At 32.5% G+C, this 18,740-nt stretch carries 24 protein-coding genes; 14 read left to right on the top strand and 10 right to left on the bottom strand.

Going from position 1 to position 18,740, the window contains the following annotated elements; translation table 11 throughout:
* Positions 1–590: 590 nt before the first annotated feature.
* The 10 genes from I2I04_RS22435 to I2I04_RS22390 form a co-directional block, all read right to left on the bottom strand.
* Positions 591–1,748 carry a replication initiation protein gene (locus tag I2I04_RS22435; RefSeq protein ID WP_138294182.1) on the bottom strand — a complete coding sequence of 386 codons (1,158 nt, stop codon included), beginning with the start codon at positions 1,746–1,748 and terminating at the stop codon, positions 591–593.
* Between the two features lie 162 nt (positions 1,749–1,910).
* Positions 1,911–2,123, bottom strand: a complete 213-nt coding sequence (locus tag I2I04_RS22430) for a hypothetical protein (RefSeq protein ID WP_008671645.1) — start codon at positions 2,121–2,123, stop codon at positions 1,911–1,913.
* Entirely contained in the window at positions 2,113–2,595 is a 483-nt protein-coding gene (locus tag I2I04_RS22425; protein ID WP_008671646.1) for a hypothetical protein, read from the bottom strand. The genes I2I04_RS22430 and I2I04_RS22425 overlap by 11 nt, the downstream gene beginning before the upstream one ends.
* 34 nt (positions 2,596–2,629) lie before the next feature.
* Complete coding sequence (locus tag I2I04_RS22420) at positions 2,630–2,941, bottom strand: hypothetical protein (protein ID WP_008671647.1); 312 nt, start codon at positions 2,939–2,941, stop codon at positions 2,630–2,632.
* A 29-nt stretch (positions 2,942–2,970) separates the two neighbouring features.
* Positions 2,971–3,192: a hypothetical protein gene (locus I2I04_RS22415; RefSeq protein ID WP_008671648.1), complete on the bottom strand. Its 222-nt coding sequence runs from the start codon at positions 3,190–3,192 to the stop codon at positions 2,971–2,973.
* Positions 3,193–3,204: 12 nt separating this feature from the next.
* The gene (locus I2I04_RS22410; protein WP_007559094.1) at positions 3,205–3,396 is read right to left on the bottom strand and encodes a hypothetical protein; all 192 of its coding nucleotides are present in this window, start codon (positions 3,394–3,396) and stop codon (positions 3,205–3,207) included.
* Between the two features lie 26 nt (positions 3,397–3,422).
* Positions 3,423–3,674: a hypothetical protein gene (locus I2I04_RS22405; RefSeq protein WP_008671649.1), complete on the bottom strand. Its 252-nt coding sequence runs from the start codon at positions 3,672–3,674 to the stop codon at positions 3,423–3,425.
* A 171-nt stretch (positions 3,675–3,845) separates the two neighbouring features.
* On the bottom strand, positions 3,846–4,097 hold the full coding sequence (locus I2I04_RS22400) for a hypothetical protein (protein WP_008671650.1): 252 nt from the start codon (positions 4,095–4,097) through the stop codon (positions 3,846–3,848).
* A 1,087-nt stretch (positions 4,098–5,184) separates the two neighbouring features.
* Positions 5,185–6,195, bottom strand: coding sequence for an ArdC family protein (locus tag I2I04_RS22395; protein WP_005647298.1), 1,011 nt, complete (start codon positions 6,193–6,195; stop codon positions 5,185–5,187).
* Positions 6,196–6,621: 426 nt separating this feature from the next.
* Positions 6,622–7,215 carry a recombinase family protein gene (locus I2I04_RS22390; protein ID WP_004295368.1) on the bottom strand — a complete coding sequence of 198 codons (594 nt, stop codon included), beginning with the start codon at positions 7,213–7,215 and terminating at the stop codon, positions 6,622–6,624.
* 145 nt (positions 7,216–7,360) lie between these two features.
* Here I2I04_RS22390 and I2I04_RS22385 point away from each other — a divergent pair, with 145 nt between their 5' ends.
* From I2I04_RS22385 to I2I04_RS22320, 14 genes are read left to right on the top strand one after another with little or no spacing between them, the layout of a single operon-like run.
* Entirely contained in the window at positions 7,361–7,699 is a 339-nt protein-coding gene (locus I2I04_RS22385; RefSeq protein WP_008675931.1) for a hypothetical protein, read from the top strand.
* 19 nt (positions 7,700–7,718) lie between these two features.
* Entirely contained in the window at positions 7,719–8,033 is a 315-nt protein-coding gene (locus I2I04_RS22380; RefSeq protein WP_005647303.1) for a DUF4134 domain-containing protein, read from the top strand.
* A 1-nt stretch (position 8,034) separates the two neighbouring features.
* Positions 8,035–8,334: a hypothetical protein gene (locus tag I2I04_RS23585; protein WP_007856468.1), complete on the top strand. Its 300-nt coding sequence runs from the start codon at positions 8,035–8,037 to the stop codon at positions 8,332–8,334.
* A gap of 5 nt (positions 8,335–8,339) precedes the next feature.
* A complete protein-coding gene (locus I2I04_RS22370) occupies positions 8,340–11,180 on the top strand; it encodes a plasmid transfer protein (RefSeq protein ID WP_008675930.1) in 2,841 nt (946 codons plus the stop codon).
* A gap of 10 nt (positions 11,181–11,190) precedes the next feature.
* Positions 11,191–11,865, top strand: coding sequence for a hypothetical protein (locus tag I2I04_RS22365; RefSeq protein WP_004295374.1), 675 nt, complete (start codon positions 11,191–11,193; stop codon positions 11,863–11,865).
* A 1-nt stretch (position 11,866) separates the two neighbouring features.
* Positions 11,867–12,523 (top strand): hypothetical protein, encoded by a 657-nt coding sequence (locus tag I2I04_RS22360; protein ID WP_008671655.1) that lies wholly within the window; start codon positions 11,867–11,869, stop codon positions 12,521–12,523.
* Positions 12,516–13,538: a plasmid transfer protein gene (locus I2I04_RS22355; protein WP_008675929.1), complete on the top strand. Its 1,023-nt coding sequence runs from the start codon at positions 12,516–12,518 to the stop codon at positions 13,536–13,538. The genes I2I04_RS22360 and I2I04_RS22355 overlap by 8 nt, the downstream gene beginning before the upstream one ends.
* Positions 13,539–13,570: 32 nt before the next feature.
* A complete protein-coding gene (traK, locus tag I2I04_RS22350) occupies positions 13,571–14,185 on the top strand; it encodes a conjugative transposon protein TraK (RefSeq protein ID WP_008671659.1) in 615 nt (204 codons plus the stop codon).
* Positions 14,185–14,616, top strand: a complete 432-nt coding sequence (locus I2I04_RS22345; protein ID WP_004295378.1) for a hypothetical protein — start codon at positions 14,185–14,187, stop codon at positions 14,614–14,616. The genes traK and I2I04_RS22345 overlap by 1 nt, the downstream gene beginning before the upstream one ends.
* A 3-nt stretch (positions 14,617–14,619) precedes the next feature.
* Positions 14,620–15,729, top strand: coding sequence for a conjugative transposon protein TraM (gene traM, locus I2I04_RS22340; protein ID WP_004295379.1), 1,110 nt, complete (start codon positions 14,620–14,622; stop codon positions 15,727–15,729).
* Position 15,730: 1 nt separating this feature from the next.
* The gene (gene traN, locus I2I04_RS22335; RefSeq protein WP_004295380.1) at positions 15,731–16,570 is read left to right on the top strand and encodes a conjugative transposon protein TraN; all 840 of its coding nucleotides are present in this window, start codon (positions 15,731–15,733) and stop codon (positions 16,568–16,570) included.
* 12 nt (positions 16,571–16,582) lie between these two features.
* Entirely contained in the window at positions 16,583–17,086 is a 504-nt protein-coding gene (locus I2I04_RS22330) for a hypothetical protein (protein ID WP_008671661.1), read from the top strand.
* Between the two features lie 2 nt (positions 17,087–17,088).
* Entirely contained in the window at positions 17,089–17,748 is a 660-nt protein-coding gene (locus I2I04_RS22325) for a hypothetical protein (protein ID WP_004295384.1), read from the top strand.
* A gap of 2 nt (positions 17,749–17,750) precedes the next feature.
* On the top strand, positions 17,751–18,392 hold the full coding sequence (locus I2I04_RS22320) for an OmpA family protein (protein ID WP_005647323.1): 642 nt from the start codon (positions 17,751–17,753) through the stop codon (positions 18,390–18,392).
* Positions 18,393–18,740 lie beyond the last annotated feature (348 nt).

Genomic DNA, 18,740 nt, shown 5'->3' with positions numbered 1-18,740 from the left:
GTATTCAGATATAGAGAGAAACGACACAAAGAACTTTAGGGAAAAGAAGATTCTTCGTGTTGCTCTTTCTGGAAGTGAAGCATATTTTATATATTATATGTTATACATTCATATATTATTTATATGTATAGTGTTTTATCTGTGTTCTTTTTCCCTATAGTTTTATATCAAAAGAACATAGGGACAAAAACCCAACTTTTTAAAATACGCTTTTTTTAGATAGGGACAAAAACCCAACTTTCATTCGAGTAGTTATATCATATAGAGCCTTTTTTAGTTAATATTTGTTCTTTTCCCTAAAGTTTGTGTTAAGATAATAAGAAAAGTTCCTTTTTTAGAGGTTTAGGTGATAAGAAAAGTTCCTTTTTTGTGTTTGGTATGATTATCAGGTTTTTTTTATCAGTTAGTGATGGTAGTACCCTTTAAAATGAAAAGGTAACTATTTAAAAATCAACGATTAATCACAAAAAGCTAGGGACAAAAACCCAACTTCTTAGGGACAAAAACCCAACTTCTTAGGGACAAAAACCCAACTTCTTAGGGACAAAAACCCAACTTTTACACCATCCATAGGGACAAAAACCCAACTTTTATTCATCTTCTTTTTCTTCTCCAATCATTCCGGGGAGTATTTCTACCTCTTTTAATAATACGGATAAACAATATTCTGCTTTATTTGAAATTTTATTCCAGTTATCTCTAACATATTCGCCTAGATAAAGCATCTTAGTTACTACTGCTTTATAGTTGTTTAAGGTAATCTGTGGAATAAACTGCTGCAAATGTTCGTCCTTCATTGCAAAGTGCAAAGAACAAAAATTCGTTATCATCTTCTTTTGTCCTTTTAATAGTTCTTCTTCCTTCTTTGATAATGCAGACTTAATAACTTTGAAATTAAGTTTATAAGGCTGTGTATCGCCTGAATTACGATAAACTTCTGCCATTTCAAACCAGCAATCAGCCTGTTCAAACAAATCTTCGTAAACAGGGCGTATTACACGTCTATATAAATCTTTAAACTCGGGGTATTTATCCTCTAGTTTTAAGAATTTCCGAAATCTATCCACATAAATAGAGAAACCACCTTTTTCTTTCCACGAACTAATCAGCATATACATTCTTATTGTATATCTACTTTGCGCTCTTAAGGCTATCTCTTTTATATAGCGTGTAAAGCCTCTATCAACATTAATGAAAACTTTAGCGACCTCTCTATCCATTTCTAAAGAAAAACCTCTTGAATAAGGAGTTTTAGGTATATTTGCCTTTGTAAATAAACCAGTAATAGACCAACTTTCCTCACCTGTTATGGGGTCTTTGACATCAAACTCTACAGGAATACTGATTAATTTACGAACCATACTTTTTACTTCCTTGTATTGGTCTGGACTAACGCCCAAATCCCGATATGCAATATCTACTCTTATACGGTCTGAATATTCTTGAAATAAGGATAATTGCTCGCATGGAATAGATGTACCATATTTATCTAGATGCTGAATACTTAATTCTATGACATTCTGTAATTTCTCTATAACAGCTATTAAGATTCTAATCTGTACTGTCTTAAAATCACCAGCCATTAATGTAACCACATTAGGTTGTTTCAGCCATGTGGGATTTTCTGGGAGTTCCACAGGAAGATTTGTACGAGGATGCCCTTTTCTAATTCTAACAATCTCACCGTCTATTTCTTCTTTTTCTTCTTTCAACGCACGTTTTCGGGCTTTTATTTCTCTATTTACCATCGCTTATTATTTTGACTGATTAATACACCAAAAAAAAGTAGAATAAAGAACATAAACATAAACTTGGCTATATAAAATAGCCCTATGAGAATCATTCTAAATATAGCAATGATAACTTCTAATAGATTTCTTATTATGTTCCTCCAGTTCATTTTCTCTGTTTTATAATTCCTGTCGCCAAAGCTCCGGCTGCACTATTGTATAACCAGCACTTTGCAAATATATTCTTTTAAATTCATCAGGCAACGCTCCTTCAAGGAATAACTTTTTATGCCTTGATGCAGTTCGGCGGTCATATGGACTATTTTTAGACCAACCTCTTTTAAGGATTAGTTCCTTAAAGCATTCATCTAATGTTTTTGCTTTATCTATCATAATCTTTTCGTAAAGAAATTATAGGGTTTTTCATCCCTTTATACATTTCACAAGGATTTCCTAATAGTTCGCACATAACAAAATGTATTATCTTCCCTTCATCCAATGGTGGATTTGATTTATTTGCTAATTCTACAACTAATGTATATTGATAACTATAATTCTCAATAACAATTTCTTTTTCATTAGAAACTTCATTATAAATCTTCCTGTACTTATGCCATAAAGATGTATTAAAAAGCTCTACAGTAAGGTAACTGTTTACCTGCTCTGTTGTATAGTCTTCTGGTAAACGTTCCCCTGTAAGTCTATAAATAGCCTCTATTTTTGCTTTTTTCCCTACAAACTTTTTCTTTCCAATCATCTGACAAGAAGGGAGTTCATCCCTAGATATAAAAGGCTTCAAATCTGACATCTTACGATATACCTTATATTCAATAAACATTCTATCTATATTTTGATTATATGACATCCATTCCCTTTAACACAATTCGATAAAATTATAATCATTTATCCCAATCGTAATTATCGTAATCTATTTCTTTTCCCTTGGCATGGCATTCAGCAACATAATCAGCCCATTTTTTTCGCTTCGTCACATCGAAGGGCATCGAGCGGAACTGCTCTCTCCAGGGCAGTAAGAAAAACGAAAAGTCGTGCTTGTTTGTTACATACTGAACGGCATCTCTAATGGCGTCATACTCATATCCTTCTTCCAACAAAGGTTCGTCACCCAGTTTGGAGTATATGTTTGCCACTTCCCGAAGCATTTTTGCAAATTCCTTGTATGTGGCAAAATTCTTTTCTTTTTTATTCATGACAGGTATTTTCTTTCTGGTTTTAAATATTAATCTTGTTCGATGAAAGTGTTAGTAGTATTCAACACTCCGGCTGAATCCCGATTTTTACCATCACGCACAAAAAAACTATCGCTTAACAGCCTTTCATAATCGAATTTATTCATAAGAATAACACTCGCATTGCCATCTATATACAGTTTGCATTGCATGAATTGAGTTCCTTTTACTTCCTCAATTACGTCTATTTGCATTGTTCTTTTTTTACTCATATCTAATTTGTTTTACGCTAATTCTGTTTCAATAAACTTCATCATCTGATTGTGAAAAGAACCACTCCTTTTTTGCGCAGCCTTACAATCATCAATGGAAAGATTCGATTCCTTAATTATCCCTATTGCGATTGCTGGCATATCTCTGACTACTACAATATGCTGAACAGCAAACCAAATACCATCAATAAATTCATTATTCATATCTTCATTGTTTATTTATAATCTAGTTATACACAAATACTTTTAAACTCCGATTGAGAAATCTGTCCTTTCTCTTTGATTACTCCAAAGAAAGCAGTAGCCGGACAAACATATGCGTCTGTCGTTGTAAGACAAACTCCATCAGAAGGGAAGTATTCACAACCTATATCGTTGTCCCAATCTATATACTTTTGAGCTTCTATCGCTACTTTATCGCAATATTGCCTATATGAGGTGTACGAGCTTCCGACTTCGTTTATCAATCTCTTTATATTCATTACTGTTCATAAATACTATCAAACTATTTATCCAATTCCTTTTCTAACTTTTCCCTGTCAATCTCTGGAAACAGTTTAAGAACAAGATTTAGCGAATCGCAATAATTATTTGAATATTTTTCTCTACTCCAATCATAAATTTAATCCTTTCACATTTCTATTAATTGACTATTAATCTGTAGCTTTCTTCAATGCTTCAAAAGAAGACACGTAATCATCAACAGCTTTATTTAACGCTGTATATTTATCTTTCCACGTTACTTTTTGCCGTTGTGTTTCAATATACCTATCATTCAATTGTGCATAATTCTGAATGGCAAATCTAATAGCTTTAGCATCTGTTTTTTCACCAGATAATTTTTTTAAATTTTCCAACTCTGCACAGGCTGCATCGTCTAAGCGTAATGTAAACTCTTTTTTCATAAAAGAATGATTAATGAATTAATACTGAAAAATAACCCTAACAGTTGGCTATGAAATGGATTTAAGAAGCAATGTTTCATAATTTTGTTTGCTGTTCTTTATACTGGCAGCCAAACCAGCTTTAAAGGTTTGTTTATCTCTTTATTTTCAATACTCAAAGATAGTGATTTTCTATAAATGTCGCAAATATTAAGACAATTATTTTTGTTAAAAATAGTTTTAGGCTTATAGATTGCCGAAGTTTTATTTTTCCCTAAAGTATTGGTATCATAATAATGTTCTTTTTTCGTCCATGTCCGGGAGAACCGGGAAAAGTACGGTATCAAATTCCTTTCCGGCTTTTCTCCAATACTGGCAGAAAAGGTATCAATTAGATGCAATCCTTTTGCTGATGGGCGATAGTTCCTAAATGGTGTCAGTATCGTTTCTTTTATGATGCAGCCGTTTTCCTGTATTCAGATATAGAGAGAAACGACACAAGGAACTTTAGGGAAAAGAAGATTTTTCGTGTTGCTCTTTCTGGAAGTGGAGTATATTAATCATATATTATATGTTTATAGGTTTATATATTCATATATTATTTATATATATAGTGTTTTGTCTTTGTTCTTTTTCCCTATAGTTTTATGGTATCAATTTTTGTGTCCGGCTTCCAGCAGCTTTTTGTATTTGGTATCAAAAAGGAGTTCTTCAGGGTGTATTAGGAACGATAATTCGGTATCATTTCATCATGCTATATACGCCCATCAGTGCCGGAACCAGAAAAAGGATGGTATCAATTTCTTTCCCTATAGTTCTTATTGGGTTAGACAATAAGACGCATTAAAATGTATTCTCAAAGTGAGAATGTATTTTAATTTGCGGCATGTTTCCGCTTCTGTAATGCTTACTAAAGTGGAGTTACCTAAAAGGTAGTGGAACTTTACTAAGGATTGCAGAAGGGATAAAGAAACATACCTTAGAAGGGTGGGTGGGGTTTACTGATAGCGAAACTATTGGAGCGTAACAAAGTGAAGCGATTAAGCCTTTTTGGTTCTTTTTTGGCGTTTGAAAAAAGAACTCCCCCCCATTTGGGAGGGAGGAATCTTTAAGCAACCTTTGTATTTTTCTCTTCTTCTACTTCTTCCACATCTAGTCTTATATTTAGATGCTGGGCTATGAACTTACTACCTTTAATAGCATCTGCCAATACAGTAAATAAAAATTTAGGTTCTTCTTTTATTGCTTTGCACCATGATTTTAAATAAGCCGCATTTTCTTCTCTGACGGTTACAGAAATACCCAAATATACACCAGACAAAGCCGATATTAATTCTGCTACAAGTTCTTCACGTCCATAATTGAATTTATCATTTTCATAAAATCCTTTTCGATTTAGTCTATTTTTAACACCTGTACTATGTCCCATTTCATGTAATTCTGTACCATAAAAACTTTCTCCGTCCTTAAATTGGCTCTTTAAAGGTAAAGTAATACTATCATTTGATATTGAATAAAACGCACTATCACTAGAAACCGTTTGAATAGGACACACCCAATTTTGATTCTTATTCATTTCATCAAGTATTGGATTTACATACATTTCTTTCTCTTCTTGTGGCTGTTCCTCTCCTGAAAATTTAGCCTTTAATATATCCCATCTATTGGGATATTTTTCCGCAAAATTTGTTTGGTCTAAATTAAAAACTTGGAAATATTTTGTATAAGCTGCTAAACGGTATTCTTTTTGTTCTTCTTCTGATAATTTTTTATATTCATCATATGAAATTTTTTCATTTGTCTGACGATGATAAGCACAAAATAATGTATAATAAACAGGAAAAGCAGCAGCACCTTTTAGAACATTAATACCTTCGTTTCGTGCTTGATTGAATGTCAAAAAAACAGGAGTTTGATAATTATATTTTTCACACAAAAAATAAAGTAAAAAAGCGTTTCCACCACTATAAGTACGCCCTGTTAAATTTTGCGGTAAAAAGTTCTGCTTAGAATTGACTTTAGAGAACCAAGGTTTTTGCCAATTCATAGACAAACTTTCAATTTTCTCAACCATAAGGTTTACAAACTTCTCTGCATTTTTATCAAAAGTAGATTTCATAATTTTGTTTGCTGTTCTTTATACTGGCAGCCAAACCAGCTTTAAAAGTTTATTTATCTCTTTATTTTCAATACTCAAAGATAGCAATTTTCTATAAATGTCGCAAATAATAGGACAATTATTTTTGTTAAATAAGGTTTATAAACGACTGATTTTTAACGTATTATCTTTTTCCCTAAAGTTTTATATATTTGGGGTAAGAGATTAGGTTTTATAAACGGAATATTCCCTTTAGGGAACATGAAGTCTATAAAACCGAATATCCAATGCCTTGTTTTTGTAGGTGCTTCGTAGAAGCGGTGGAAAAAGCAAAGCATTGGATATACCTTAGAAGGGTGGGTGGGAAAAATGCGTTAGGGATTGTAGCGGAAAGCCCACAGCACAGCGAGGACTTGCAGCGAAAAGCCCGACCTGAAAGGTAACGCCCTATTTATTTCTTCTATTCATCAATCTTACTTTTTCATAACGTAAATACCTATACAAAGTAGCCTTACTTCCAATGTGTAATATCCTGCATATTTCATCTATAGAATAATCCCGATTTTCATATAAACGTTTTGCTGCTATAGCCTTTCTCTTTGCATCTTCCGATAATCCTATAGGTCGTCCCGTAAGTTTCCCTCGTTCTTTTGCAGCTTGTAATCCAGCCCTAGTTCGTTCTACTATTATTTCACGTTCATATTCTGCCAATGAAGCAAAAATCCCAAATTGACACCTTCCTAAAGCACTATTAGTATCAATACCATCAACAATGCTTTTGAATGCAACTTTTCTTTTCTGCAAACAATCAACTATATAAACTAAATCTTTCAAAGAACGTCCTAATCTATCTAGTTTCCAGATAACAAAAGTATCACCTTCTCGCAAATACGCAAGGGCTTTATCTAATTCGGGTCTATCTTTTACTCCTGATACTTTTTCCTCAAATATAAGTTTGCATCCGGCTTCTTTTAAAGCATCTAGCTGCAAATCTAAATTCTGTTCCCTCGTTGAAACACGAGCGTAGCCTATTATCTCCATTTTATTTAAATCCAAGTTTCATTAACTCAACTATTCGCGAAACTATTTTAAACTAGGTTTTTTTCCCCTGTTATTACCTCTAGTACTATTATAAATCAAAAGTACAGAAAAAGGGTCGATTAATGAAACTTTTAAAATTAAGAATATGAGTTATTCACAATTTATCATGGCTGTATTTGCCATTTATGTAGTTTACTACGCTGCAAACATTCTGTATGATGCTTTCCTAAAGCAAAGCAAAGTCAATACAGGTGAAGAAGAAATTATTTCAATAGGAGAGGAAGAAGAAATACCTCACAACGTTGTAGATGAAGATTTTGAAACAGGCTCATACGAAAAAGAGGAAGAAAAAAATGAATCTGAACAAAATTATGTATCTGTAAATGAATCTATTGAAATGGAAGTTGAAACACAAGGTATTCCAATGGAACAACTTCTTGCTAAAGGGAAAAGTATGTTTTCACACGTAAATTTTAATAAATAAACAACTAAATTTTATTCAAATGAAAAAGTTTTTTTCAAAAATTGCTCAAAGAGCATTCGCTTTAGCCATTAGCACAATGGTAGTAACTAACACTTTTGCACAAGGTGCTGCCGGAATTGATGCAGCCAGTTCTGAACTTGCAACCTACATGGACCCCCTAGGAAACATGATGATGATACTAGGAGGTCTAGTAGGATTAGTTGGAGCAGTGCGAGTTTATTTAAAATGGAACTCTGGTGACCAAGATGTACAAAAGGCTGTTATGGGCTGGATGGGGTCATGTATCTTTCTAGTTGTATCAGGTGTTGTCGTAAAAGCATTCTTCGGAATCTAATATGTCGAAAGAGTATCCAAGTTACAATGTGTATAAGGGGCTGCAAAAGCCCCTTATTTTCAAAGGATTTAAAGGCAAGTTCATATATATCGGTGGAGCTTGTATTATTAGTGCTTTACTTTTATGTGCTATTGTTTCTACTCTGGCTTCTTTTATGTGGGGAGGTATAACTCTTGTAATAGTTATGTTTGGAGGGTTAGGAATAACATCGCAATTACAAAGAAAAGGGCTTCACAGGAAAGATAAACGAAAAGGCATATATATAGTATCACGCACTTTTGTAAGAGATAGAAAAAAATAAAGCTTATGAAAAAGAAAAGTGAATTTGAAGCTCCTTATATTGGTATTGAAACAATAGACAGTACTCCTATATTCTATAACCGAAGGGGCGACTATTCTGTTATCATTAAATGTGAAAATCCTATAATACAGTATTCAGCAGATATGGATGCTTACTATGATTTTCACCACTTATTTACTAATATCCTCAAAGTATTAGGAACCGGATATACAATACAAAAACAGGATATCCTATGTAAAAAATCATTTTTACCACCCCAGAATAGGAAGAACGACTATTTATCAAATCGTTATTTTGAACATTTTAAGGGACGAATATATACTGATATTTCTACTTATCTTGTTATTACAGGAGAAGTAGAAAGGTCTAAATTCTTTTCTTTTGACCCCCGAAGGTTTGATACTTTTATTAGAAACATCACAAAAGTATTAGGACTATTCGCCAACAGAGGAATAAGGGCTAAACTATTAAATGAAAATGAAATAGAAATATATATAAAAAGATTTCTATCTATCAATTTCAATCAGCAAACAGTAAGCCTAAAAAACATCAAAGCGAGAGAAGAAAATCTTATAATAGGAGAAAAAAACGTACAGTGCATTTCTCTTGTAGATATTGACGAAGTTAATTTCCCTTCTGTTATAAAACCATATAAAGAGGTCAATATTGGGCTAAGGTTTCCTGTTGACTTACTTTCTTTTTTGCATGAGACGCCAAGTATAGACACAATTATCTATAATCAAGTAATAAATATTCCAGACCAACGAAACGAAGCAAACAAATTAGAAGGCAAAAAGAAAAAACATAAAGGAATGCCTGACCCTGCAAATGATTTATGTGTAGAAGATATAGAACGAGTGCAGTCGGATATTGCCAGAGAAGGGCAAATGCTTGTATATGCACATTATAATATCATTCTTGCTGGTCTTGATGATATTAGTAAGGCTGTCAACTATGTTGAAACATCTCTTTTTGATTGTGGTATTATTGTGAATAAACAATGTTTCAACCAATTAGAATTATTTGAATGTGCACTGCCGGGAAACGCAATCAACCTAAACAGTTATGACAAATTTCTAACAACTTCCGATGCTGCAATTTGTCTTTTATTCAAGGAAAAATTACAAGTAACAGAAAACAGTCCTTTTCTTACTTATTTTACTGACAGACAAGGATTGCCTGTTGGAATAGATATGTCCGGAAAAGAAGGTGAGAAAAAATATACAAATAACTCTAACTTCTTTGTTTTAGGTCCAAGTGGTTCTGGTAAGTCTTTCTATGTCAACTCCAAAGTAAGACAATGGGTTTTAGATAATACTGATATTGTATTGGTAGATACAGGGCATAGTTATTCAGGAATGTGCGAATACTATCATGGCAAATACATTACTTATTCTGAAAGCAAGCCAATATCTATGAATCCTTTCCGAATTACTGAAGAAGAGTATAATGTAGAAAAGAAAAACTTTCTTAAATCATTAATTTTCCTGATATGGAAAGGTGCAAATGGTGAGGTCAAAAAGCAAGAAGAAGAAATTATGGATATTACCATAGAAAAATACTATTCTTTCTACTTTCATCCTTTTAATGGTTATTCAGATGCGGAAAAAGAAGCCATACGTGAAAATTTACTACTCGAATTTCAAGTCAATGAAGAAGAATTTGAAAACGAAAGGGAAAAAGAAGAACGCAAGATACTTTCCGAAAAAATAGAGAAATTACAGCAACTAGTAGAAAAAGGAGAAGGCGGAGAAAAAACTAACGCAGAAAAAGCGATACAAAACATTCTCATCGAAAAAGGATTTACACGCCAAGAGCTTGATAATCCTGAAACTAGATTACTTTCTATAATAGAAAGACGAATCCAGAAGAAAGAAGATATATTGAAAGAAATAAAAGTTGAAAGCTTATCTTTTAACTCATTCTACGAATTTTCCCTACGCATTATACCTATCATTTGCAAAGAGAACAAAATTGATTTTGATATTACTAACTATAAGTTTCTATTAAAAAAATTCTATAAAGGAGGACAGTTAGAAAAAACTCTTAATGAGGATTTTGATACTTCCCTTTTTGAAGAACCCTTTATAGTTTTTGAAATTGATGCAATTAAAGATGACCCTGAATTATTTCCAATAGTAACCTTAATTATTATGGACGTTTTTATTCAAAAAATGAGATTAAAAAAGAACAGAAAGGCATTAATAATTGAAGAAGCATGGAAAGCCATAGCTAGCCCTATGATGGCTGGCTATATACTCTATTTGTATAAAACGGTTCGTAAATTTTGGGGTATGGCAATGGTTGTTACTCAAGAACTGGAAGACATAATTAGTAATCCTGTAGTCAAAAACTCTATAATCAGCAACTCCGATATTATATGCCTATTAGACCAAAGTAAATTTATAGACAAATATCAAGAAATAGCAAATCTTTTATCCCTAACGGAAGTAAATCAAAAGCAAATATTTACCATAAATCAACTTCCCAATAAAGAAAACCGTAATCGGTTTAATGAAGTATTTATAAAAAGAGGAAACTATGGAAATGTATTTGGAGTAGAGGTTTCTCTGCACGAATATTTCACATTTACTACAGAACGAATTGAAAAAGATGCTGTTGGATATTATCATATCATTTATGATAGTTTCCAAACAGGATTGGATAATTTTATAATAGACCTAAAATCTTCCAAATTAAAAAATACGGATTGGGTTTTACAAGTCAATAAGGTACTAGGGTATCACTCCGATGAAGGAAGCCTAAAAGATATACTTAACATCATAGGAGAGCAACCATTATATAAGTATATCCTAGATAAATACAAAAGGATTACAAACCGTTAAAGATAATATCATGAAGAAAATCCTATTTATTTTAGTGGTAGCATCTACTTTAACCCAAGTTGCATATTCACAAAAGGCAGTCTTGGATATAACCTGTATGGAAACACTTATAGCTAATCATAAGGTGCAACATACTTCTTTCTCTAAAGTGAAAGAGAATGAAGCTCAAATAAGCCTTATACAAAAGCAAATCAGTGAAAAAATGGTTCAGATTGAATTTTTCCAAAGCAAATTTTATAATAGCCTAAAATCTGTAGAAGCCATCATAAAAACAGGAAAAGATATTATCTACTGTACTGATATTGCAGCAGATATTGGTAAATATCAAAAACAAATGGTTGAACTTGCTGTAGGTGACCCGGCTTTATTATTGGTGTCAGCAAAAACAGAGCTAGAATTAGTTAATCGCACTGCGGATTTGACACAATACATTTATCAGGTCGCTATTGTCGGGACAGATGTAAACCTTATGGACAATAAGCAAAGAATAGACTTGCTTAAGTATGTTATTAATGAACTAAGAAACATGAGAGGTATAGCATACGCTGTATGCCGACAGATGAAAACAGCAAAAAGAAATGGAGTATTACAAACATTAGCTCCGGGAGTGTTTAAATACAAAGATAATCGTTCAAAATTAGTTGATGATTTATTACAGAATTATAAAGTAAAACCTAAAAGATAATATGAAAAGAGTGCTTTTATTTTTTTCCCTAATGTTGATTATTGGTACTTCTAATGTCTATTCCCAAATGCCTGTAAAGGATAAAGGGAAATGGAGCGTACTTAATAATATGGAATTTATGGATAGAGTACGACTACAACCAGAATGGTATCATTACTGGATATGGTATAAAAAGGTTTTGGGTATTAAAATTCCTTTGCCGGGCTTAGGGTTACACGACAAATACGGAAAGGAAGATAGACGTAATTTCCAGTTACAAGAAATTCCCATGATGGCAGCCGTAGAGTACAATAAATCAGAAACAGAAAAAGAAGGGTATAATGTCGATACCATATATAGACAGGAACTCTTCAAATTTGGAGATAAAGAAATTGATTATCAATATACTTTAACTAAAAATCGCAGAAATGATATTCTTAATGATATAAATAAAAAACTTGTCGAATATTCTTCTAATGGCGGTAATAAAGAACACGTTGAAGTTATAACTGATGAAGTTACTAGAATCAAAAAGAACATAGATATAATCCATGATTCACATATGAGTAACTCTAAAAAGAGAGAAGCCTATTTAGATTTTGATAAAGAACTAATAGAAGTTCTTTCATTAATAACAAGATTGAATAATATAAATAAAACAATAATGAGCCATGAATGAGTTAATAGATAAATTCTTATTTGAATTATTTGATGGACTAAGAGATAAAACAACTGTTCTGTTCGGAGAATTTATTGCGGATGCGCAAGCATTGGCAGCAATCTTTATGTTATTATATTTTGGAGTAGAAAGCTTCAAAATGATGAGTGGAGATAAAAAATTAGAGATTATCCCATTATTGCGTCCATTCGCACTGGGATTGGTTCTTATGTTCTGGATTCCCTTTATTAATCTAATCAGTTATCCCGGAGAATTATTAACAGCACAAAGCAAGGCTATGTTTACGAACCAGATAGAAGAAGTAGAATTACTTTCTCGTAATAGATATGCACTCATTGATAGCGTAGCAGTAGAGTTATTACATACTTCATTAGAAGTTGAAAGAGCCGAAAATGAAGTTAAGGATAAGAAATGGTATGATTTTAGTATAGACTTTTCAGCTATTGGAGACAAGATAGCTGGATTATATGTATATGTAGTCGCTAAGGTTAAAATGATAATGTTTAATATCATTGAATTTATTGTCGTTACTTTTTGGCAAGTATGTACCTATTTTGTCTTTTTCCTACAAATCATATTCACAGGAATATTAGTTATTCTTGGTCCACTAGCTTTTGCATTCTCTGTTTTACCTGCATTTCGGGATGCTTATATACAATGGATAGCTCGTTTTGTCAGTGTTAGTTTATATTCATGTATTGCATATATAGTATTATCAATTTCTTTAGTAGTAATGCAATATGGGATAGAAAGAGAAATTGAAATTTTAGAATATGCGCTTAGAAATGAAGCTGCATTTGTCATGTATGTCGGAATGACCTCTGGAGGTGTCAATAGCTTCCTTCTTACAGCATTACTTGGAGCATTTGCCATGCTTACAATACCTTTTGTTTCTACATGGATTGTAAGTACAACTGGAGTAGGGCAAGCAGTAGGAGGCATGGTTGGAGGAGCAGCCATCGCAACCAAAGCTGTAGCAGCTCCGGCTACAGGTGGAGCCAGTGCAGCTATGTAAAAAGATTCATTAAATTTTAAATTCACATAATCATGATTATTAAAAACTTAGAAAATAAAATCAAATTAGCCGGAATTTTATCCATTGGCTGTTTTGCAACTAGTATAGTTATTTCAGGTATGGTACTAACCTTTTGTTTCTCTTTAGTGAAAGCTGAAAGAAAAAAAATATATGTTTTGGATAATGATGTCCCTGTACTAGTGAAACAAACTGGTACAGAAGTCAACTTGGAAGTCGAATGTAAAAGCCACATAAATCTATTCCACACTTTATTTTTCACATTACCACCAGACGATGAATTTATAAAATACAACATGGAAAAAGCCATGTATCTAATTGATGATAGCGGATTAAAACAATATAATAATTTAAAAGAAAAAGGATATTTCAACACCATATTAGCGAGTTCTGCAACAGTAACAATTATGACAGATAGTATCAAGGTGGACATGAACAACCTATCTTTTGAGTACTATGGCATCCAACGTATAGAGCGAGAAACTTCTATTCTAAAAAGGCAACTTGTAACTACAGGGAAATTAAGACAAATTCCACGCACTGAAAATAATCCTCATGGACTTATTATCACAGATTGGAAAACGATACTCAACAAAGACCTAGATTATAAAGTAAAAAAGAATTTCTAATGAAACTGTTTAAACATAAAAAGAATGATAGAAAAGAAAGTATCAAGACTAAAGCCGAGCAAGCTACAGTTGTTCTTCTTACTAAAATATTTCAAAAGTTCGGAGTTAATAACGCTTGTGAACGCTTATTAGCGTGGGCTGACATACACCGTAAAGCCATGTTTGGAATTACGATTTCATTCCTTTCTTTCGTCACAATTCTATCATTAGTAATGCGTCCAGAAAGAAAGCCAATGCAAGTCTTCAACGAAGAAAAAAGCAAAGTACAAATTAACATTGATAGTAACCTACAAAAAAAACAAGTAGGAGTTCACGACTTGTTAGAAGTGATTAAAATGCAAAATGAAATTAATGAGCTAAGAAAAAATGGGAAATTAACTCCAGAAGACACTGTACGAATAAAAGATTTATACAATAAATTAAATAAATAGCGTATGAAACAGATTGATATTAAAAAGCCTAAGTACATCATTCCGATACTCATTCTACCTTTTATTCTAGGGATAGGATGGCTAGTTAAGGATATGATAAACTCTGCCCCAGCAGAAGAAACTACATTAGTAGAAACGGAAGAATTAAATCTTGATATTCCTGATGCTAATTTAGAAAAAAGAGAGATAAAAAGTAAATTTGAATCACTCAAAGGAGCTTTCAATAAATCTTCTGATTATTCATCAATACAAACCATAGATAAAGAAGAAGAAGTTAGCGAAATTGAAAGTTCTGGTTCTCTTTACTCCAATGATGAAATAAGGCAAATTGACAGTTTAAATCAAGCTTCTAGAATCCGAGAAAAGGAATTGGAACAACAAATAAAAGGATTTCCTACTATAGATGAATCAAGTCAAATAGAAACTAGAAAGGCTCCTGAAAAATCCAAGATGCAAGAAGAAATGGAGCTTTTTAAAATGCAAATGGCTTATATAGATTCATTGCAAAATCCACGTCCTAGAACACCTCAAAAAAAACAGGATGAAAAGCCAAAAGAAAAGGCTATAGAAGTTGTAAAAGCGAAAAATCCCGCAGAAGTATATTTTAATACTGTAGGGAAAGAACAAAAAACTTCACTAATCACAGCTATATTAGATGAAACTCTAAAAGTAACAGATGGTAGCCGAGTACGCATACGGCTTCTAGATGATATAATGATTAATGACGCTCTTTTAACTAAAGGCACTTACCTATATGGGAATGTATCTGGCTTTAAAGCCCAAAGAGTACACATTAATATTTCCTCTATAATGGTTGATGGCAAACAAATGAAAGTAGATTTATCCGTATATGATAATGACGGACAAGAAGGTTTCTTTGTTCCTTCATCAGCTTTTAGAGATTTGAGTAAAGATGTTGGAGCGCAAATAGGAAGCCAAACTATACAAATGAACAGCCAATCAGAAGGAGTAGAACAATTCGCTTTAGGTGCTTTACAAGATGCTTACCGTAGTACAACCCAAGCTCTTTCCAAAAACATCAAAAAAAACAAAGCCAAATTAAAATATAACACACAAGTTTTTTTAGTAAACAACAAAGATAAAGAACAATAATATGAGAAAGATTTTTATTGCATTATGCACAATGGTTTCTGTTATTACAGGAAATGCACAGAACACCCCTATTGGAGAAAACATCGAGCTTGCAGGTGAAAACCCAGAAGAACTAAAGGTTATATACGTCAACAAAGATGTTTCAACGCATTTTATAGCTATGGAAGATATAAAATATGTTGATATATCAGTCAATGATATTGTTGGCGATATTCCTACTGGTAACTCTCTTAGAATAAAACCCACAAAAGAAGGAGCTAGTGGAGTTATCACCATTGTTACAGAAAGATTTTTCGTACAATATATGCTAGTATATAGTAGCGATTTAGCAAAAGCATACACTCGCTTTAATATCCCTTATGCTGATTTACGTAGCTATATGAATCCAGAAGTGAACTTAACCAAAGCACAAATGTATGATTACGCACATAGAATGTTTATTTCAAAAAATAAATTCTATGATGTTTCCAGTAAAAGTAACCTAATGAAAATTGTACTAAACAATATCTACACATTAGATAAGTATTTCTTTATTGATATTTCTATGATTAATAAAACAAAAATACGATATGATATAGACCAAATACGCTTCAAAATAGAAGATAAAAAACAAACAAAGGCTACTAATTTTCAATCTATAGAAATACTTCCATTGATGCAAGTTAATAAGAATCTTGTTTTCAAGAAGAACTATCGAAATATTTTTGTCTTTGAAAAATTTACTTTCCCAGACGAAAAAGTTCTTACCATAGAAATATCTGAAAAACAGATTTCAGGACGTACTATAACATTAAGAATTGATTATGCAGACATTCTTCATGCAGATGCTTTTACTGAATAAAATTTTACGATTATGAAAAGAATAGCATTTCTTGTTATCACCTTATTTTTTTCCCTAAAGTCAATGGCTGGTGATGGTGATAAGTTTTTTAATATTTCAGGAGGTTGGCAATGGAAAAATACCGTCAATGCAGTTGTAGGGCTGGAGTTTGAAGGTAAATATCACAATGCTTATGAACTATATATTGATTTAGCTACAGCATATGATAAATGCCCGGTATGTAATAAGGTATGCTCTGATAGTTTCTGGAGCTATAAAACATTCGGCATAGGTGCAGCATATAAACCTACAATCTCACGAGGCAAAAACAGTAATTTAAGATGGAGGTTTGGAGCAGATTTAGGAACTAACAGAAAAGGGTTTCAGGCTTCCATTGATATAGGTTTAGAATATAGCTATTCATTTAGAAATGGAATGCAAGTTTTTGTAATGCAAAAAAATGATTTTGTATTTTGGACACGTGACCATTTCCGAAATGGATTATTAGTAGGTGTCAAATTTCCAATAAATAAATAAGTATGAAAAAAATATATATAATTCTATTATCCATTATAGGGGTAATATCATCATGTACAAAACACGAAGATATTATAGACACATCATTACAGCCGGGTAGTATCTTATGTAGTGATGGAAGTATAGTGCATCCCTCGCTTTTTTCACCCAGTGAAAAAGAAGCCATTGGAGTTGTATTTTGGTGTAATGATGGGAATAATCCAAATATAAAAGAAACCGCTTATGCCGTTTCATTAGAAGATTTAGAAGAAAATCCTTTAATAGACACAGACGAGGATATAGCTAATGTTTCGGAAGATGAAAACAGCTTTGATGGAGCAGCTAATACTGCCGCAATAATGAACTTTGCTATAAAGGATAGTTTAGCTTATCCAGCAGCTCAAAAAGCTATAGAATATGCGCCAAAAGGTGTTACAGGTTGGTTTATTGGCTCTATCGCACAAAACAAAGCAATCTCTAATAATCTTGAAAAGGTATATTCTTCTTTCTCAATCATTGGAGGAACGCACTTTGATGGTTGGTACTGGAGTTCTACAGAAGATGGAGCAGGAAAAGATACTCCTAAAGTGTTTGCACTAATCTCTTCATTAACAAAAGGAAGAGCAACCAGTACAAGCAAAAGAAATTCATTTAAAATCAGACCTATTATAGCAATAAGATAATCATGAAAAAGAAAATAATTATACTAGCAGCCTTCGTTATTACATTTTTTACCGCATGTACTTCAACGCATATGATAACTTTCAGTAACGCTGAACTAAGCGACAAAGAAAAAGACATGATAGAAAATAATAGCAACTATTCAACCGCTTCAATAGTTGGTGGAAGTGCAAAATTAGTTAAGGAAGAAAGAGATAAAGCTATCCAAGAAAAGATAGAAGCTAGAAGAAATAAACTAAAAGCTATTGATGGCTTATCAATCTCCAGCTATAAGGATAAAAATGGAAAAGAACAGTTTAAAGCAACAGCTCAAAGTGAAATCTTATTCAAATTTGATTCATATGAATTAAATGAAGAAGCTCAAAAAATGCTTTCTAACCTATGTAATATCATTACTGAAATACCCAATACTAAGATTAAAATAATTGGGCATACAGACAATATAGGAGAAAAACAATACAATATCATACTTTCTAAAAATAGAGCAGCAGCAGTAGGGAATTACCTTAGAACCGCTGGTATAGAAACAAACAACATAACAGAAGATGGGAAAGGATATAGCGAACCCATTGCAGACAATACAAGTGAAGCTGGGCGTGCTAAAAATAGGAGAGTAGAAATATTTATCACAAATGATGAATATTAAAAAGAGAGATTGCTATTAATAAAGACCGGGAGGTAAAACTCTCGGTCTTTGTTTTATAATCTGAAAAGAAATTGATACCGAATTATCGTCCCTGGTACCCTGAAGAACTCCTTTTTGATACCAAATACAAAAAGCTGCCGGAAGCCAGACACAAAAAATTGATACCATAAAACTATAGGGAAAAAGAACAAAGAGAAAACACTATATATAAATAATATATGAATATATAATATATAAACCTATAAACATATAATATATGATTAATATACTCCACTTCCAGAAAGAGCAACACGAAGAATCTTCTTTTCCCTAAAGTTCTTTGTGTCGTTTCTCTCTATATCTGAATAC

The organism is Bacteroides sp. 1001136B_160425_E2 (assembly GCF_015559655.1).
Lineage (GTDB): Bacteria > Bacteroidota > Bacteroidia > Bacteroidales > Bacteroidaceae > Bacteroides > Bacteroides luhongzhouii.
The sequence above is the reverse complement of the archived record's forward strand: the minus strand, read 5'-3'. Positions and strand labels throughout refer to the sequence as shown.

What these genes read in the sequence shown, in the direction of transcription:
- I2I04_RS22435 (WP_138294182.1), bottom strand. Translation starts at nt 1,748, where the DNA reads ATGGTAAATAGAGAAATAAAAGCCCGAAAACGTGCGTTGAAAGAAGAA.
- I2I04_RS22430 (WP_008671645.1), bottom strand. Translation starts at nt 2,123, where the DNA reads ATGATAGATAAAGCAAAAACATTAGATGAATGCTTTAAGGAACTAATC.
- I2I04_RS22425 (WP_008671646.1), bottom strand. Translation starts at nt 2,595, where the DNA reads ATGTCATATAATCAAAATATAGATAGAATGTTTATTGAATATAAGGTA.
- I2I04_RS22420 (WP_008671647.1), bottom strand. Translation starts at nt 2,941, where the DNA reads ATGAATAAAAAAGAAAAGAATTTTGCCACATACAAGGAATTTGCAAAA.
- I2I04_RS22415 (WP_008671648.1), bottom strand. Translation starts at nt 3,192, where the DNA reads ATGAGTAAAAAAAGAACAATGCAAATAGACGTAATTGAGGAAGTAAAA.
- I2I04_RS22410 (WP_007559094.1), bottom strand. Translation starts at nt 3,396, where the DNA reads ATGAATAATGAATTTATTGATGGTATTTGGTTTGCTGTTCAGCATATT.
- I2I04_RS22405 (WP_008671649.1), bottom strand. Translation starts at nt 3,674, where the DNA reads ATGAATATAAAGAGATTGATAAACGAAGTCGGAAGCTCGTACACCTCA.
- I2I04_RS22400 (WP_008671650.1), bottom strand. Translation starts at nt 4,097, where the DNA reads ATGAAAAAAGAGTTTACATTACGCTTAGACGATGCAGCCTGTGCAGAG.
- I2I04_RS22395 (WP_005647298.1), bottom strand. Translation starts at nt 6,195, where the DNA reads ATGAAATCTACTTTTGATAAAAATGCAGAGAAGTTTGTAAACCTTATG.
- I2I04_RS22390 (WP_004295368.1), bottom strand. Translation starts at nt 7,215, where the DNA reads ATGGAGATAATAGGCTACGCTCGTGTTTCAACGAGGGAACAGAATTTA.
- I2I04_RS22385 (WP_008675931.1), top strand. Translation starts at nt 7,361, where the DNA reads ATGAGTTATTCACAATTTATCATGGCTGTATTTGCCATTTATGTAGTT.
- I2I04_RS22380 (WP_005647303.1), top strand. Translation starts at nt 7,719, where the DNA reads ATGAAAAAGTTTTTTTCAAAAATTGCTCAAAGAGCATTCGCTTTAGCC.
- I2I04_RS23585 (WP_007856468.1), top strand. Translation starts at nt 8,035, where the DNA reads ATGTCGAAAGAGTATCCAAGTTACAATGTGTATAAGGGGCTGCAAAAG.
- I2I04_RS22370 (WP_008675930.1), top strand. Translation starts at nt 8,340, where the DNA reads ATGAAAAAGAAAAGTGAATTTGAAGCTCCTTATATTGGTATTGAAACA.
- I2I04_RS22365 (WP_004295374.1), top strand. Translation starts at nt 11,191, where the DNA reads ATGAAGAAAATCCTATTTATTTTAGTGGTAGCATCTACTTTAACCCAA.
- I2I04_RS22360 (WP_008671655.1), top strand. Translation starts at nt 11,867, where the DNA reads ATGAAAAGAGTGCTTTTATTTTTTTCCCTAATGTTGATTATTGGTACT.
- I2I04_RS22355 (WP_008675929.1), top strand. Translation starts at nt 12,516, where the DNA reads ATGAATGAGTTAATAGATAAATTCTTATTTGAATTATTTGATGGACTA.
- traK (WP_008671659.1), top strand. Translation starts at nt 13,571, where the DNA reads ATGATTATTAAAAACTTAGAAAATAAAATCAAATTAGCCGGAATTTTA.
- I2I04_RS22345 (WP_004295378.1), top strand. Translation starts at nt 14,185, where the DNA reads ATGAAACTGTTTAAACATAAAAAGAATGATAGAAAAGAAAGTATCAAG.
- traM (WP_004295379.1), top strand. Translation starts at nt 14,620, where the DNA reads ATGAAACAGATTGATATTAAAAAGCCTAAGTACATCATTCCGATACTC.
- traN (WP_004295380.1), top strand. Translation starts at nt 15,731, where the DNA reads ATGAGAAAGATTTTTATTGCATTATGCACAATGGTTTCTGTTATTACA.
- I2I04_RS22330 (WP_008671661.1), top strand. Translation starts at nt 16,583, where the DNA reads ATGAAAAGAATAGCATTTCTTGTTATCACCTTATTTTTTTCCCTAAAG.
- I2I04_RS22325 (WP_004295384.1), top strand. Translation starts at nt 17,089, where the DNA reads ATGAAAAAAATATATATAATTCTATTATCCATTATAGGGGTAATATCA.
- I2I04_RS22320 (WP_005647323.1), top strand. Translation starts at nt 17,751, where the DNA reads ATGAAAAAGAAAATAATTATACTAGCAGCCTTCGTTATTACATTTTTT.